At 69.5% G+C, this 16,462-nt stretch carries 12 protein-coding genes; 5 read left to right on the forward strand and 7 right to left on the reverse strand.

Going from position 1 to position 16,462, the window contains the following annotated elements:
- Positions 1-59: 59 nt before the first annotated feature.
- From ACPYOG_RS04515 to ACPYOG_RS04525, 3 genes are read left to right on the forward strand one after another with little or no spacing between them, the layout of a single operon-like run.
- Positions 60-1,439 carry an RNA polymerase sigma factor gene (locus ACPYOG_RS04515; protein ID WP_481293060.1) on the forward strand — a complete coding sequence of 460 codons (1,380 nt, stop codon included), beginning with the start codon at positions 60-62 and terminating at the stop codon, positions 1,437-1,439.
- Positions 1,440-1,443: 4 nt separating this feature from the next.
- Positions 1,444-2,718 (forward strand): MurT ligase domain-containing protein, encoded by a 1,275-nt coding sequence (locus ACPYOG_RS04520; RefSeq protein ID WP_481293061.1) that lies wholly within the window; start codon positions 1,444-1,446, stop codon positions 2,716-2,718.
- Positions 2,715-3,431, forward strand: a complete 717-nt coding sequence (locus ACPYOG_RS04525; RefSeq protein ID WP_481293062.1) for a type 1 glutamine amidotransferase — start codon at positions 2,715-2,717, stop codon at positions 3,429-3,431. The genes ACPYOG_RS04520 and ACPYOG_RS04525 overlap by 4 nt, the downstream gene beginning before the upstream one ends.
- Positions 3,432-3,464: 33 nt before the next feature.
- Here the strand turns inward: ACPYOG_RS04525 and alr are convergent, their stop codons facing one another.
- From alr to ACPYOG_RS04540, 3 genes are read right to left on the reverse strand one after another with little or no spacing between them, the layout of a single operon-like run.
- Positions 3,465-4,541, reverse strand: a complete 1,077-nt coding sequence (alr, locus tag ACPYOG_RS04530) for an alanine racemase (RefSeq protein ID WP_481293063.1) — start codon at positions 4,539-4,541, stop codon at positions 3,465-3,467.
- A gap of 10 nt (positions 4,542-4,551) precedes the next feature.
- Positions 4,552-5,268, reverse strand: coding sequence for an alanine racemase (locus ACPYOG_RS04535; protein WP_481293064.1), 717 nt, complete (start codon positions 5,266-5,268; stop codon positions 4,552-4,554).
- Positions 5,269-5,304: 36 nt separating this feature from the next.
- Positions 5,305-5,541 carry a DUF7455 domain-containing protein gene (locus ACPYOG_RS04540; protein ID WP_018191296.1) on the reverse strand — a complete coding sequence of 79 codons (237 nt, stop codon included), beginning with the start codon at positions 5,539-5,541 and terminating at the stop codon, positions 5,305-5,307.
- Positions 5,542-5,758: 217 nt separating this feature from the next.
- On the opposite strand from ACPYOG_RS04540, the gene ACPYOG_RS04545 reads away from it, so the two are divergent.
- Positions 5,759-7,858 carry a DNA gyrase/topoisomerase IV subunit B gene (locus tag ACPYOG_RS04545; RefSeq protein WP_481293065.1) on the forward strand — a complete coding sequence of 700 codons (2,100 nt, stop codon included), beginning with the start codon at positions 5,759-5,761 and terminating at the stop codon, positions 7,856-7,858.
- 50 nt (positions 7,859-7,908) lie between these two features.
- On the opposite strand, the gene ACPYOG_RS04550 is transcribed toward ACPYOG_RS04545, so the two are convergent.
- Positions 7,909-10,386 (reverse strand): DNA gyrase/topoisomerase IV subunit A, encoded by a 2,478-nt coding sequence (locus tag ACPYOG_RS04550; protein WP_481293066.1) that lies wholly within the window; start codon positions 10,384-10,386, stop codon positions 7,909-7,911.
- 82 nt (positions 10,387-10,468) lie between these two features.
- On the opposite strand from ACPYOG_RS04550, the gene ACPYOG_RS04555 reads away from it, so the two are divergent.
- Positions 10,469-11,602, forward strand: coding sequence for an alkaline phosphatase family protein (locus ACPYOG_RS04555; RefSeq protein WP_481293067.1), 1,134 nt, complete (start codon positions 10,469-10,471; stop codon positions 11,600-11,602).
- Here ACPYOG_RS04555 and ACPYOG_RS04560 read toward each other — a convergent pair.
- The 3 genes from ACPYOG_RS04560 to sepH all read right to left on the reverse strand — a co-directional run bounded on the left by ACPYOG_RS04560 (position 11,550) and on the right by sepH (position 16,384).
- Positions 11,550-12,848, reverse strand: coding sequence for an acyltransferase family protein (locus ACPYOG_RS04560; RefSeq protein WP_481293068.1), 1,299 nt, complete (start codon positions 12,846-12,848; stop codon positions 11,550-11,552). The two genes, ACPYOG_RS04555 and ACPYOG_RS04560, sit on opposite strands and share 53 nt — an antisense overlap.
- Positions 12,849-12,951: 103 nt before the next feature.
- Positions 12,952-15,153 (reverse strand): cell wall-binding repeat-containing protein, encoded by a 2,202-nt coding sequence (locus ACPYOG_RS04565; protein WP_481293069.1) that lies wholly within the window; start codon positions 15,151-15,153, stop codon positions 12,952-12,954.
- Positions 15,154-15,253: 100 nt separating this feature from the next.
- Positions 15,254-16,384, reverse strand: coding sequence for a septation protein SepH (gene sepH, locus ACPYOG_RS04570; protein WP_481293070.1), 1,131 nt, complete (start codon positions 16,382-16,384; stop codon positions 15,254-15,256).
- Between the last annotated feature and the right edge of the window lie 78 nt (positions 16,385-16,462).

The following is a 16,462-nucleotide window of genomic DNA, read 5'->3' on the forward strand; positions in this document are numbered from 1 at the left end:
CTGAGCCAGGCTCGGCCGTCAGGATCTCGGCCCCTCCGCTTGGTATGAAAGGTGTTCACATGGCAACCCGTGCAGCAACGAAGGCCCCCGACGCGGAGGTCGAGGTCGATGAGACCGTGACCGTCGCGGACGACGAGACGACGAAGCCCGCAGCCAAGAAGGCGGGCGCGAAGGCCGCCCCCAAGAAGGCGGCGGCGAAGACCACGGCGGCTGCGAAGAAGCAGACCGCAGCGGCGAAGGACAAGGCAGGCGCGTCGGGCGACGACGAGGAGCTCGACGACGACGCCGAGGTCGAGATCGACGAGGATGCGGTGGTCGTCGACGACGACGCCGCAGCGACCGACGACACCGAGGCGGAGGCCGCGCCGGTCGACCCGGATGCGGACGACACCGACGACACCGACGCGGAGGACGGCAAGGCCGTCGTCGGCGGCACGCCGATCGCGATCCCCCTGCCCACCGATGCCCTCGTGCTGCGCGCCGTGGACGAGGACGACGACATCCCCGTCTACTCGTCGACGATCACGGGCGCCACGGCGGACCCGGTCAAGGACTACCTGAAGCAGATCGGCAAGGTCCCCCTGCTGAACGCGGCAGAAGAGGTCGAGCTCGCGATGCGCATCGAGGCCGGGCTGTTCGCCGAGGACAAGCTGGCCAACACCCCGAACCTGAGCAAGGAGCTGGAGCGAGAGCTGCGCTGGGTCGCCCGCGACGGCCAGCGCGCCAAGAGCCACCTGCTGGGCGCCAACCTGCGTCTCGTGGTCAGCCTGGCCAAGCGCTACACCGGCCGCGGCATGCAGTTCCTCGACCTCATCCAGGAGGGCAACCTGGGCCTCATCCGTGCCGTCGAGAAGTTCGACTACACGAAGGGCTTCAAGTTCTCCACCTACGCCACCTGGTGGATCCGTCAGGCGATCACCCGCGCGATGGCCGACCAGGCGCGCACGATCCGCATCCCGGTCCACATGGTGGAGGTCATCAACAAGCTGGCGCGCGTGCAGCGCCAGATGCTGCAGGACCTCGGCCGCGAGCCCACTCCGGAAGAGCTCTCCAAGGAGCTCGACATGACCCCGGAGAAGGTCATCGAGGTGCAGAAGTACGGTCGCGAGCCCATCTCGCTCCACACTCCTCTCGGCGAGGACGGGGACAGCGAGTTCGGCGACCTGATCGAGGACACCGAGGCGGTCGTCCCGGCGGATGCGGTCGGCTTCACCATGCTGCAGAAGCAGCTGGAGAGCCTGCTCGACTCCCTGTCCGAGCGTGAGGCGGGCGTCATCCGCATGCGCTTCGGCCTGGGCGACGGGATGCCCAAGACTCTCGACCAGATCGGTGACACTTTCGGCGTGACGCGCGAGCGCATCCGCCAGATCGAGTCGAAGACGATGGCGAAGCTGCGCCACCCGTCCCGCTCGCAGTCGCTGCGCGACTACCTCGAGTAAACCGGTGCGCTACCGACTGGCGGTCATCGCCGGCCGCCTCGCCCGCTGGCTTCTGCGCCTGCGGGGAGGCGGCTCCGCGGTGCCGGGCCGCGTCGCGCTCGCGATCGCTCCGAAGTTCCTCGAGCGTGCCGTCGGCCGGCTGCCGCTGGGAGTCGTGTTCGTGTCCGGTTCGAACGGCAAGTCGACGACGACGAACATGCTCACCGCGATCCTGCGGGAGCACGGGCTGGACGTCTTCACCAACCCGTCCGGCGGCAACCTCCCGCAGGGCATCGCCTCGGCGCTCCTCGCCGACGTCCCCCTGGACGGTTATGTGCGCGGCGATGTCGGCGTGATCGAGGTGGACGAGGCGTACGGCGTCGACCTGGCCCGGGTACTGAAGCCCCGCGGTTCCCTCCTGCTCAACGTGCAGATCGACCAGCTGAACCGATTCTTCGAGCCGACCCGGGTGATCGGGATGCTGCGCTCGATCGCCGAGGGCTCCTCCGAGTTCGTCGTGGTGAACGCCGACGACGACAGCCTTGCGCGCGTCGGTGGCGAGCTGGCCGCCGAGGGCCGGGACGTGACCACGTTCGCGGTGGCGCCATCCATCATCGAGTCCTCGCCGAACGGACTCGCCAACGTCAAGGACCTCACGGGCGCCGCGGCGGCTGCATTGCCCGTCCCGTCCGTCTTCGTCAGCAAGCTCGAGGTGCAGAGCGCCCAGCTCACCATCGGCGGCGAGAACGTGCGCATCGGGCTGCCGGCCCGCGGCCTGCACTACGCCGTGGATGCGGCGGGCGCGACGGCGATGGCGCGGCGCCTCCTCGGCGACCGGTTTCAGCCGAACGCCGTGGTCGCCGCCATGGCCGCGCTCCGCACCGTCTACGGTCGCGGCGAGACGCTGCACGTAGGCGACGAGGAGCTCGAGATCATCATGATGAAGAATCCGCCGAGCCTCCAGCTCAACCTCGACTATCTGAGCGAGTCGCCCGAGCAGGTGTTCGTCTCGGTCGACGAGGGCACACCCGACCCGTCGTGGGTCTACGACATCGACCTGTCCAAGCTCAGCCACGTGGATGTGGTCTCCGGCACGAAGGCCTGGCAGTTCGCGACGCGGTTCGCCTACGCCGGCGTCGAGGTCGACCAGGTCGTGCCCGAGCTGAAGCCCGCTCTGCAGGCCTTCCTCACTCTGCCGAAGCCGTCACGCGGCAGGAAGACCATGATCGTCAACTACGAGCAGATGATGCTGATCCGCAAACAGCTCGGCTTCCTCGATCTGGAGGGCGGGGAGCGATGACCGTCCTGCGCATCCTGCACCTCTATCCGGCGGAGCTCGGCATCAACGGCGACGCGGGCAATGTCCTCGCCCTGGCCGAGCGCGCCCGCTGGCGGGGCGTCGACGTGGACGTGGTGACCCATGCGCCCGGTGGCGAGCTGCCCTCCAGTGTGGACCTGATCCACATCGGCTCCGGGCCGCTGTCGGCGCAGCGCGCCGTCCACGAGGACGTGCTGCGGATCGCGCCGCGGCTGCGCGCCTGGCGCGACGCCGGCGTCCCGATCCTCGCGATCGCCGGCGGCTGGCAGCTTCTCGGCACGGAGCTCGAGACGGCAGAGGGCGAGGTGCTGGCGGGGGCGGCGGTCTTCCCCAGCCGCTCGGCGCTCGGAGCCAAGCGGCATGTCGGCGAGATCGTCGTGCGCCTGGCGGACGGCACCACGGTCGCCGGGTTCGAGAACCATTCCGCCCGCACGGTGCTCGACGGTGCCGAGCCTCTGGGCCGCGTTCTCAGCGGCACGGGCAACGACGGCTCCGTGGAGGGTGTCGTCGTCGGCGCGTCGATCGGAACGCACCTGCACGGACCCCTCCTGCCGATGAACCCCGTGCTCGCGGACCGCCTCCTGGGGACGGCTCTGCGCAGCGAGCTCCCGCCCGTGCCTCAGACCGAGCGGGTCGACCGCTACGCCACCAACGCGCGTCGTGCGATCGCCGAGCGCCTCAGCGTCTCCCTCTGACCTCTGAGGGTCCGCCGTCCGTCTGGCGGCGAGTCAGCCGACGTAGACGCGGGGGACGCGCGGGGCGACGCCGGTGACCATCTCGTCGGCGATCGTCTCGGCCCAGTCGGCGTACTGCTCCGCGGTCGGTTCGCCGGCGGTGCCGGGGCCGAAGAGGATGGCGGTGTCGCCCACCTCGACGCGGTTCCGTCCCGCGTCCACGAGCATGCTGTCGGCCGACACCTCGATCACCGGGCAGCGACGGCCGTTCAGCAGAATCGAGGTCTTCGCGATGCCGAGCGTCGGGATGCCGTCCGCGTAGCCGATGCCCAGGCGCGCGTGAGCGGTCCCGCTGACGTGCACTTCGGTGACCGGCGCCTCGAGCCGCATCACGGGGATCAGACCCAGCTCGGCCCCGGTCGAGTCGTCGAACGGGGAGAATCCGTAGGCGGCGATCCCGAAGCGCACGAACGAGAACCGGGCCTCCGGCATCCGGATGCCGGCCGAGCTCGCCGCGAGATGCAGCGCCTCGAACCGGGCGCCGAGCGCTTCGGCGTCTGCGACCGCCGAACGGAACTCGGTCAGTGCGGCCGCATCAGCGGCGATCGAGGCGTCTGCGAGATGCGACCAGGCGGCGCGAATGCGGAGCACGCCGCGGCGCTGCAGGTCGAGGGCGGATTCCACCAGGCCCGGCCACTCCTCGCGGGTGGCGCCGTTGCGGCTGAGGCCCGTGTCCACCTTCAGGTGCACGACGGCGGGACGGTCGGCGCCCGCGGCTGCGATCGCGTCCAACTGCCACGCTGCGGAAACGCCGAGCTCGATGTCCGCCTCGATGCCGGCGCGCCAATCGGTGTCCTGTCCGTGCAGCCAGGCCAGGAGCGGGACGGTGACCCCCGCGTGACGCAGGAGGAGCCCGGCCGGGATCTCCAGGACGGCCAGCGACGTGGCGCCGGCCTGCATCCCCGCCTCCGCGATGGGGAGGAGCCCGTGCCCGTACGCGTCGGCCTTCACGGCCAGCATGGTCTCGGCGGGAGCGATCAGCCGGGTCAGGTGTGCGACGTTGTGCCGCAGGGCGGCGAGGTCGATCACGGCACGGGGGAGCGGCTCGGCGACCGCATCCACGATGGTCATGCGGGAGTCCTCATGAGCGGTGGATCCTCTCGATGCGCCGGCCCAGCCGGCTCGTGATGACCGGGGCGGCGATGCGCAGGGCATCCGCCCAGTCCAGCACCGAGGGCTCACCGCGGCCCGGGTCGCCGAACAGGACGACGGGGTCGCCCGGCCGGGCGGAGTCGTCGCCGATGTCGACCACGAACTGGTCCATGGCGATGCGCCCGGTGATCCGTCCGATCGTGTCGCCGACCTTCACCGGCGCCTTGTTGGACGCGACGCGCAGGATGCCGTCGGCGTAGCCGAGGGCGACCAGCACCAGGGTGGTCGGTCGCGCCGTTCGGTAGGTGTAGCCGTAGGAGACTCCGCGATCGGCGGGGACGCGCTTCACGGCGATGATCTCGCCCTCCAGGCGCATCGCGGGCGAAGAGGGATGGGCGGGGTCGAGACCGAACAGCGCCGGGCCGAGGATCGCAGAACCAGCGGAAGCACCATCCCTGCCGACGGTGACGCGCCCGACGAGTCCCGCATCCGCGATGGCCGCCGCATCCTCCACCCGGGAGACGAGAAAACCGCCGACCCCCGCATCCGTCAGCGCACCTGCCACGGGGATGAGCCCGTGGCCGTACGCGTCGGCGCGGAGATCGGCGGTGGAGTCGGGGAGCGAGGACGCCAGGGCGGATGCCGTGAAGCGGATGGCGGAGAGGTCGATGTGGGCATGCCTGCGCACGCTCGTGCCTGTCGCCATCCTCCGGTCAGCCTCGCTGTTCGCGATGCGGACGCGTTACGCGCGCTGCTCTTCGAACAGGCGAGCGGTCTCGTCGTGCCAGCTGTGGGCGATCTGAGAGAGCTTCTCCTGGTGCTTCTTGCCGTGGTGAGCGCAGAAGAGGAGTTCGCCATTGTTGACGACGACGCGGATGTACGCCTGAGCGCCGCAGCTGTCGCAACGATCGGCGGCCGTCAGTTGCGGCCCCGAGGCGAGCTCGTCAACGGCCCCGTTCTCCGAGGTGAGTGTCGACATGTGAGGCTCCTTTCCGTCGCAACCGCTGAACTCGATACCTCTATAGAACCACGGATAGTCGGCAACCAGGCGCGCATTGGCTGCTATTTCGCTCAACGCGTAGCCTCGCGAGCGGCCCGGGTGTCGTGGCGTGGCCTCCCGGCCCCGGCGCTTACGCTGGTGGTGTACGTGCTCCCGCATCCCGGGCGGGGAGGCACCAGATCCACAAGGAGCACCCGTGGCGAGTTCGGACTATTCGGCCAGGCACCTCTCGGTGCTCGAGGGGCTGGAGGCCGTCCGCAAGCGCCCGGGCATGTACATCGGCTCCACCGACTCCCGCGGGCTCATGCACTGCCTGTGGGAGATCATCGACAACTCCGTGGATGAGGCCCTCGCCGGTCACGGAACGGCCATCGACGTCATCCTGCACGACGACGAGAGCGTCGAGGTGCGCGACACCGCTCGCGGCATCCCCGTGGACATCGAGCCGAAGACCGGCCTGTCCGGAGTCGAGGTGGTGTTCACCAAGCTGCACGCCGGCGGGAAGTTCGGCAGCGGTTCGTATGCGGCCTCGGGCGGTCTGCACGGGGTCGGCGCCTCGGTCGTCAACGCGCTCTCGGAGCGGCTCGACGTCGAGGTCGACCGCGACGGCAAGACGTGGGCGATGTCGTTCCACCGCGGCGAGCCGGGCATCTTCGAGGACGGGAAGGGCGAGCCGAGCCCCGACAACCCGTTCACCCCGTTCGTCAGCGGCAGCGAGCTGCGCATCGCGGGCAAGGTGGCCAAGGGCGTCACCGGGACGCGGATCCGCTATTGGGCCGACCGGCAGATCTTCACGAAGGGCGCCGAGTTCGCGACCGACGACCTGGTCGGGCGCGCGCGGCAGACGGCGTTCCTCGTGCCCGGGCTCACGATCTCGATCGACGACAAGCGGCCTTCCGGCGACGGCGCAGGACCCGCGGGGCGGACCACCTTCCGCTACGAGGGCGGCATCTCGGAGTTCGTCGACTTCCTCGCCCCCGACAGCCCGATCACCGACACCTGGCGTCTGACGGGAGAGGGCCACTTCACCGAGACGGTGCCGGTCCTCTCCGACTCGGGCGCCATGCTGCCGACCGAGCTGCGGCGGGACTGCCAGGTGGACATCGCCCTGCGCTGGGGGACCGGCTACGACACGGTCATGCGCAGCTTCGTCAACATCATCGCGACGCCGAAGGGCGGCAGCCATCAGGCCGGATTCGACCAGGGGCTGCTCAAGTTCCTCCGCCAGCAGGTGGAGCTGAACGCCCGTCGGCTGAAGGCCGGAACGGACAAGCTCGAGAAGGACGATGCGATGGCCGGCCTCACGGCTGTGCTCACCGTCCGCCTTCCGGAGCCGCAGTTCGAGGGGCAGACGAAGGAGATCCTCGGCACGCCGGCCGTGCGCGCGATCGTGGCGAACGTCGTGCAGAAGGCGATGGCCGAGCGCTTCACCTCCTCCAAGCGGGACGACAAGGCGCAGGCCGCGCTGGTGCTGGACAAGGTCGTGGCCGAGATGAAGTCGCGGATCTCGGCACGCGCCCATAAAGAGACGCAGCGCCGCAAGAACGCGCTCGAGACCTCGTCCCTCCCGGCGAAGCTGGTCGACTGCCGTTCCAACGACGTCGCCAACAGCGAGCTGTTCATCGTCGAGGGCGACTCGGCCCTCGGGACCGCCCGCCGGGCACGGGACAGCGAGTACCAGGCGCTGCTGCCCATCCGCGGCAAGATCCTGAACGTCCAGAAGGCGTCCGTCTCGGACATGCTCTCGAACGCCGAGTGCGCGGCGATCATCCAGGTGATCGGCGCCGGGTCGGGGCGCAGCTTCGACCTGTCCGTGGCGCGCTACGGCAAGGTCATCATCATGTCGGATGCGGACGTCGACGGTGCGCACATCCGCACCCTCCTGCTCACGCTGTTCTTCCGTTACATGCGGCCGATGATCGAGGAGGGGCGCGTCTTCGCCGCCGTGCCTCCACTGCACCGCGTGGTCGTCGTGAACCCCGGGTCGAAACCGAACGAGACGATCTACACCTACTCGGAGGCGGAGCTGCAGGCGGTTCTCGCCGACCTGAAGAAGCGCGGCAAGAAGTACCAGGAGCCCATCCAGCGCTACAAGGGACTGGGCGAGATGGATGCGGACCAGCTCGCGAGCACGACGATGGATCGCGCCCACCGCACCCTCCGCCGGGTGCGCGTGCCCGACGCCGAGGCGGCCAACCGCGTGTTCGAGCTCCTCATGGGCAACGACGTCGCCCCTCGCAAGGAGTTCCTCATCGCCAGCGCCGACGACCTCAGCCGAGCCCGCATCGACGCCTGACCCTCGCCTCCCAGCCGCCTCGAGCCCCGCCGACCCGCGAGGGCGAGGGGCTAGGCGATGCGGCGGCCGAGGGAGCCGACGACGGTGTCGAGGGGTGTTCCGGAGCCGTCGCGGCGGGCACCGCCCTCGGGGAGGGACCGCGCGACGCCGTCGGGGGCGACGGCGAGGGCGGGTCCGCGGCCGGCCCAGGCGAGGACAAGCTCACTCTCGCCCTTGAGGAAGCGCTGGGCGCGGACGCCGCCGGTGGCACGCCCCTTCGCCGGGAACTCGGCGTAGTCGCTTACCTTGGCCGTCCCGGGGTCGGCGCCGGGCAGCGTCGCGTCGCTCGCCGCGATCGTCGCGACGACGGCCTGCTCGGCATCCTCCGCCGATACCGAGCCGAAGAAGATCGCACGCGCGCCGGCGCTGAGGTTCATGCCGGCCATCCCGCCGGCGGCCCGGCCTTGCGGGCGCACGCTCGAGGCGGAGAACCGCAGCAGCTGCGCGTCGCTCGCGACGAACACCAACTCGTCCGTGTCCGTCACCGTCGTGGCGCCGACGACCTCGTCTCCCGGCTTCAATGCGATGACCTCGAAGTCGGGCTTGTTCGCCCAGTCACCCGCGGCGACGCGCTTCACGACGCCCTGCGCGGTTCCGAGCGCGATGGTCCGCTCCGAGCCGAGACCGACCAGGGCGAGGATGCGCTCCTTCTTGTCCGCGAGCGCGAGGTAGTCGCCGATCTTCACGCCGGCGCCGAGCTGGATGGAGTTGGCCGGCACCCCGGGCAGGTCGACGGGGGAGAAGCGGATGAGCCGCCCACGGTTCGTCACCGCGCCAATCTCGCTGCGGCTGGTCGTATCCAGCTGCGAGAGGATCGCGTCGTGCTTGCTGCGCCGGGCCGGCGGCTGGATGCGGTCGAGGCCCTGCTCGTCCGTCGCGCCGGCATCCACGCGCAGGATGCGACCGGTCGTGGAGAGGTACACCCGCGTCGGGACGTCGGCGACCTCCAGCTGCACCGTGGCCGCCTTGCTGCGGGAGGCCGACGCGATCGACGGCTTCGCTTCGGTCAGCAGCGTGCGACGGGGCGTGCCGAACGTCGAGGCCACCCGCTCCAGCTCGTCCGACACCATGTCTTCGATGCGCTGGCGCGAGGCGAGCAGGGTCTCCAGCTCTTCGATCTCCGCGCGCAGCTGGTCGCGTTCGGTCTCCAGCTCGATGCGGCTGAACCGGGTGAGCCGGCGAAGCCGCAGCTCGAGGATGTAGTCCGCCTGCAGCGTGCTCAGGTCGAACACCTGCATCAGCCGGCCTCTGGCCTGCTCCGTGTCGTCCGAGGTGCGGATGACCTGGATGACCTCGTCGATGTCGACGATCGCCACCAGGAGGCCCTCGACCAGGTGCAGGCGCTCCTTGCGGCGCGCGAGGCGGAACTGCGAGCGCCGGGTGACTACGCTGATCCGGTGGTCCAGGTAGACCTGGAGCAGGTCGCGCAGGCCGAGCGTCTGCGGCCCGCCGGCGACGAGGGCGACGTTATTGATCGCGAAGCCCTCCTCCAGCGGCGTGTGCCGGTACAGCTGCTCCAGCACCGCCTCCGGGCTGAACCCGGTCTTGATGCCGATGACGAGCCGGAGGCCGTGCTGACGGTCGGAGAGGTCGGTGACGTCGGAGATGCCGTTCAGCTTCTTGCCGTTGACGCCGTCCTTGATCTTCTCGATGACCTTCTCGGGGCCGACGCCGTAGGGCAGTTCAGTGACGACCAGTCCGCTCTTGCGCGCGGTGATGGATTCGACCGCCACCTTCGCGCGCATCCGGAAGCTTCCGCGGCCGGTCGCATAGGCGTCGCGCACACCGGCGAGGCCGGCGATGGTCCCGCCGCCCGGCAGGTCGGGACCGGGGACGTAGGCCATCAGGTCGTCGAGGGTCGCGTCCGGGTTCTCGAGCAGGTGCCGGGCGGCGCCGACGACCTCGATGAGGTTGTGCGGCGCCATGTTGGTGGCCATGCCGACCGCGATCCCGCTCGCGCCGTTGACCAGGAGGTTCGGGAAGGCGGCGGGCAGCACATCCGGCTGCATCAGCTGGTTGTCGTAGTTGGGGACGAAGTCGACGACGTCCTCGTCGAGGTCCTCCGTCATGGCCAGCGCGGCGGCGGCCAGGCGGGCCTCGGTGTAGCGGGCGGCGGCGGGACCGTCGTCCAGCGAGCCGAAGTTGCCGTGGCCGTCGATCAGGGGGACGCGGAGGGTGAAGTCCTGCGCCATCCGCACGAGCGCGTCGTAGATGGCGCTGTCGCCGTGCGGGTGCAGCTTTCCCATCACCTCACCGGTGACACGCGCCGACTTGACGTGGCCGCGATCGGGCCGCAGTCCCATCTCGGTCATCATGTAGAGGATGCGGCGCTGCACCGGCTTCAGTCCGTCGCGCGCATCGGGGAGGGCGCGCGAGTAGATCACCGAGTAGGCGTACTCGAGGAAGGAGCCCTGCATCTCGGTCGTGACGTCGACGTCTTCGATGCGTTCCGTCGTTCCGGCGGCGGGCTGGTCGTCTGCTGGTGTCATTCGTGCATTCTGTGCAGGAGGGGCGGGGAGGGCCGTGGGGGCGCCTCGGCCGGCCGGGGATGGCTGTGCCAGACTGGGCCGGATGCCCCCCATGCTACCGGCCGCGTTCACGACGAGAGCGAGCCTCGCCACGGTTCTGCCGAGTTCGCTGGCCGCCGTCTCGGGCGCCGGGAACGAGCTGGGGCTGCCGCCGCTGGAGCACGTCGTCGTGATCGTCGTCGACGGACTCGGTGCGGCGTCGTTGCGCGCCAGAGCCGGGCATGCGCGCACGCTTGCGCCGCTGCTCGGCAAGGCGACCACGATCGACGCGGGATTCCCGACGACGACAGCGGCCGCGCTCGCGACGCTGACGACCGGGACGACTCCCGGAGAGCACGGGCTGGTCGGCTACCGCGTCCGCGATGCGGCCGGGCGGCTGACCAACCAGCTGAGCGGCTGGGATGCGGCCATGCATCCGGACACCTGGCAGCGCTCGCGGACGGTGTTCGAGCGCGCAGCGGACCAGGGCGTCCGAGCCCGGGCGATCGGGCTCCCCAAATTCGAGAACACCGGTTTCACCGCGGCCGTGCTGCGCGGAGCGGAGTTCACCGGCGTGTCCAGGCTGGCCGACCGGTTCGCGGCCGCTGCCGACATCGTCGCGTCGCCGGGTCCCGGGCTGACGTACCTCTACGTCGCCGAGCTCGACCAACTGGCGCACGCACGCGGCTGGGAGTCCCCGGAGTGGACGGCCGCCCTGGAGACGGTGGATGCGCTGGTCGCCGGCTTCGCCCGCCGCCTCGGTCCCGGCCGGGGGGCCCTGCTCACGGCCGACCACGGTGTCGTGGATGTCCCGCACGGCGGCCACATCCTCTACGACACCGCTCCGGAGCTGCTGGAGGGCGTCGCCGAGATCGCGGGCGAGCCGCGGCTCCTCCACCTCTATGTGGACGACGGCGTCGCGCCTGCTGTCGTCGCTGAGCGCTGGCGCGACTCCGAAGGTGAGCGCTCGTGGGTGGCCACGCGATCAGAGGCGATCGACGCCGGCTGGTTCGGGCCGAGCGTCCATCCCGAGGTGGCGCCGCGAATCGGGGATGTGCTGATCGCCGCCCGCAAGCGGGTCGCCTACTACGACGGACGGGACCCGCAGCGCACGGGCCGCAACATGGTGGGCCAGCACGGCTCGCTCACGCCGGAGGAGACGCGGGTTCCCCTGCTGCGCTTCGGAGCGGCAGGCTGAGCTCGCCCGCGACCGGATGCGGGGCGTGGTGCGGCACGTGCTGTGCTGCCGCGGCCGGCGTCGTCTCGGGCGTCGGCGCCTCACCCGCGGTCGTACGGGACCCGATCCCGAACCGCTCGATCCAGTAGGCGAATCCGCGGCCGGGTCCCCAGCCTTTGAGCGACATCGCCTTGCTCTCGAGGAACCGCCAGCTGAGCCAGGAGAGGGACAGCACGATCACCGCCGCGCCGAGGATCATCGGGATGACGCCGAGCTTGTAGAGACCGAAGTAGGCGAGCGTCTGCTGCACCGGGAACGCGTACAGGTAGACGCCGTAGGAGATGTCGTTCTTCTGCCCGATCGTCCGCAGCCGGCCGGGGATGGCGGATCCGACCCACAGGATGAAGTAGACGCCAGCGGGAACGCCGATCACGGCGTATCCGCCGTTCAGCAGCGTCCAGGCGAGCACGACACCGGCGGCGATCCCGAAGCGCGGGGTGAGCGGGATGGAGCGCGAGTACACCGCGAACACCGAGCCGATGGCGAACGGGTAGGCCAGGAGCAGGAACTGCGGGTCGCCGAGCGGCGGGAAGACCGCCCCCATCGTTCCCGGGCTGACCAGTTGCACGATCTGACCGGCGAAGATGACGGCCGCGACCGCGACGACCACAGGCCGTGCTTTCGCCAGGACTCCCGCGGCGAGGAGGACCGCGACCATCAGGTAGCAGGCCCATTCGTACGAGAGGGTCCAGGTGGATCCGTTGAAGACGCTGGCGTGCGCGCCGAGACCGTAGGGGGTGGAGTAGCGGAAGACGTCGAGGATGCCCCAGGCGCCGACGTGCAGAGTCCAGTTGGAGGCGATGTAGTGCCAGGGGCTCGCTGCGGATCGCGCGAAGTAGTCGGCGATCGCGTGGCCGTCGAGCGCCCAGATCACCGGCCCGAGGACGAATGCGGACAGCAACAGGACGAGGAAGAACGCGGGGAAGATGCGGAGGACGCGGCGCCAGAGGAACTGCATCACATCCGCCGACATCCCGCTCTTCGTGATCAGGTAGCCGCTGATGGCGAAGAAGCCGGCCACCGCCAGCGAGCCGAGGTTCGACTGACCGTGCGTGATCCCGGTTCCCGGATCGTGGCCGAACCCGCCGAGTGGGAACGTGTGCGAGACCAGGACCGCCAGCGCGAGAACGAGACGGATCAGGCCGAGCGCGTTGTCATGCCCGCGGAGGGCAGAACTGATCGTCCGTGCAGGGTCCGTTGAGAGCATTCCCACAGGATACGGGACGATCGGTCTCGATCCGCGCTAGGACCCGCGATTGGGGAGAGGGCAACTCGCTCCCACGACGCAACGGCCGGCATCACGATGATGCTCAGGGGACATCCTCGCACCGCAACAGGTTTGCGGCGTTGTAGTCCAGAACGCTGGTCCCTCCGAGGATCGTCACCTTGTCAGTGTGGCCGAGGAGCAGCGCCCTCTCCGTAGCGTCACTCAAACACGCCGAGCGAGAGGTCAGCAGCGGTGCCTTGAGGGAGGCCGCCCAGACCGCGCCGGTGAGTGCATCGGGAAAGGTGGTGCCGTTGGCGAGGAAGGCGTTTGGGGCCTGGGGGAAAACAGCGCGAGCGACGGCAGCAGCAGTGCTGAAGCGGTCGGCGCCTGCGAGGCGCGTCGCGGGTGCTATGCCATTGAGGTCGGCCAGGATGCCGTCGCTCACGACGTCTGCGCCCCCGACCACCGTCACCGACGACGGATGCAGTCCGGAGACGAGCGCCCTGGTAGCGGCATCGAGCGAGCTCGACCAGCCGTTGACGAGGACGACCGGATCGCCGGCGGCGCCCGCCGCCGCTGACGCGCTCAAAGCGTCTGGAAAGGTGTTGCCCGTTGCTAGATAGACGGTGGAAGCAGACGAGAAGGTCGAAGCCACGATGGCCTGGGCTGTTGCATAGCGGTTTCCGCCGGCAAGCCGTTGCAGCAGCGCCTTCGGCACAGTGGCCCGGATCTGACTTTCCACCTCAGTACTGATGGCTGCTGTCCCGCCGACGATGACGACGCGCGCCGGTGCCATTCGGCTCAGGGCGTTCGCCGTCGCGGCAGGAAGCGCCCACGGCGCGGTCAGCAGGAGCGGACCGCCTTCCTTCGCGGCAGCCGGTCCGGCAGCGAGTGCATCTGGGAAGTCGAGGCCTGAGGACACGTAGACGACGGGGGCGCCCGAGGGGTACTCCTTCGAAGCGATCTGAGCTGCCGTATCGAACCGGTCGGATCCGGCGATTCGATCCGTATTGACGAAGGCGAGGTGACCGATGGCGCTAGTACCAGGGGGTGTGGAAGGATCGAAGGCCCGTAACCAGACCGAATCATCGTTCGTCGCAACCGCCTGTATACCCGCGCTCGAGTCGCCGGCGGTCACGTCACTGCCATCAGGACTGACGTGGAGATACGTGGAGTAGCCGAAACCCCAGAGAGCCCCGTCAGGTGATTCCTGGCAGCTTTCGTAGGAGAAATAATCATTCTCCAACCGAGGAACGACTCGGCCGGCCGTGATCTGGAAGACCGACTCGTACCCATCGGTGGGCTTGGCGGCGACCCAGAGTGACGATGTCGAGTTCTGCCAGCAGACGCCTTCCACGAGGGTGAGGCCGGCCGGGAGCTGTGCACTCCAGGAAGGATCGCTCAATCGGTGAAAGAGAAGTTCTCCAGTCGGAGTGCTTGTCGCCCAGAAGACTTCGCCGTGGTACGTCGCAATGTCCAGCCCGCCGGTCACTAGCGGCGTGAGTGCTCCGGTCGCCTCCACACGTGAAAGTACGTTGACCCCGCCGGTGGTGTACGTGGCGAAGAGTTGGCCATCCGACTGCGGGTCGAAGGACACCTGTTTCGTGTCGGACGGGACAGCCAGCGTCACTCGGCTCCCGTCGGGGAAGATTCCGAAGTAACCCGTCTCGTCCGAGGAGATGCCCCACATGCTGCCGCCCGGCCCCGGGAACACGCTGTCGAGGTGGTTGTTCCAGTCGGGATGCAACTGCGTATCGACCGTCCCGTCCGGAGAGATCCAGGATGTCGTCGTTGTGTGAGCCTGGTAGTCGTATGCCACCAGGACGGCGCGGTCGTCGGTGGTCAGACCCCAGGTGATGATCGAGATCAACCCGAACGTGCTGAGTTGTGTCACCGTCCCGTCCGGCGCTACCCGCACCATTCCGGCGGGGCCGATCAACCAGAGAGAGCTGTCCGAGGCTCGCTGAATCGTCGACCGTGAGGAGTTGTAGGTGCCGCCGGCTCCAGGCAATGGATGCGCAACGAGGGTCTCATCTTCTGCGATCGAGTAGAGGCCCTCGCTGTTCTCGAACCAGGGTCGTCCGTCCGGGCCGATGACCAGATTCGAGGTGTTATCGAGGTACGACGCCGCACCGGCGACGATATCCGACGCAACTCCACCGGGGCTGGAGGCGGTCGAGAGTGCGGTCGTCGGAGCCGGGGTAGCTGCAGCCGGCTCGCTGAAAACCGGGATGACGCCGGCTCCGATGACCAGCGTCAGCGCGGCAACTCGTGCGATCGTTCGGTGACGGTCGATATGACCCATGGATCCCCCTCGTGGTGCGTCGGACCCACGGATCCACCCCGAGGCTAGCTGCTGACGTGGCATTTCCCCCTCCCCCCGAACGGGGGTCAAGGGAAGAGCTTCAGGCCAGGTCGTCGTCCGTCCGGGCGCCGAAGACGATCTCGTCCCAGCTCGGCATGGCGGCGCGGCCCTTCTTGCGTGCCGACGGCTGCGGGCCCGAGTCGTTCGACGGGGCACTCGGGGGAGCCGGGACATCGAGAGGCAGGGGCGGCTGCTCGGCGACGGGAGGACGCTCGGGGGCCGGCGGACGCTCCTCGACGATGCGGAACGGCGTCGGGATCTCGATCGGCGTGGTCGCAGCGGGCGGCTGCGACTGGCCGGCGGCGGGACCGTCCTCGTAGGCCGCTGCCTCGCGCTCGCCCCGGCGGCGGCGCAGGGCCTCCAGCAGGTCGGCGGTCTGGTGGAGGTCGCGAGGGGCGTCATCCGACCGCTTGATCGCCGATACGGCGATGGAGTTGTTGGTCCCCGGCGTGCGGGGCGGCAGCGGCTCGATCGGAGAGGTGACCTCGGGGCCGAGCAGGTCGGCGGATGGCGCCGGGAAGGTGAACGCGCCGCTGTCGAACCGGGACGTGTCCGGCTCGCCCTCGTGCGGCAGCACGGCGCGCAGCCGGGGGATGAGCGTCCCGCCGCGCAGCTCTCCCGCCTGGGAGAGCGTGGTCGCCTCGGAGTTCAGGGGCGCGAGGGCGTGCTTGCGCGCGTCGTACGACCAGCGGGCATCGTGGTCGATGGTGTCCGCTGTGAACTCGAGCTTGACGATCCAGCCGGTCTCGCTGTCCTTCCAGCTCGCCCAGCGCTCGCCGGCGACGCCAAGCGATGCCAGACGCTCGCGGATGACGCTTCCGAACGTCTCCGGTTCGCCCAGCGGGTCGACCGCGTCGGAGGTGTGGACGGGGACGCTGAGGGCGCTCGCCACGATGTGCTCGCGCTCGGCGATGATCGGTCCCTCGAAACGCTGCACGTAGTCCAGCGGCGCTCCGGTGACAGCCGCCACATCCTCGGCGGACATGCCGGAGCGGATGTGCGCCTGGACCTCGCGCGGTGAGAGCTTGGGCGCGTCGGCGGGCGTCTCCTGACGCACCTGGCGCACCTTCGACTGCAACGCCTCGTCGACGGCGATGCGGAACCGCTCACCGTCGTCGCCGACGGCGACGAGTGCACCGTTCTCGACCCCGATGACCTTCAAATCCTGCATGTGGATTGCCTTCCGAGCTCGTTCGTACGGGCCCAGGATGACACGGAGAACCGGGCAATCCGGGGAATATCCCGGGCG

The organism is Leifsonia sp. HAY1-4F (assembly GCF_056755275.1).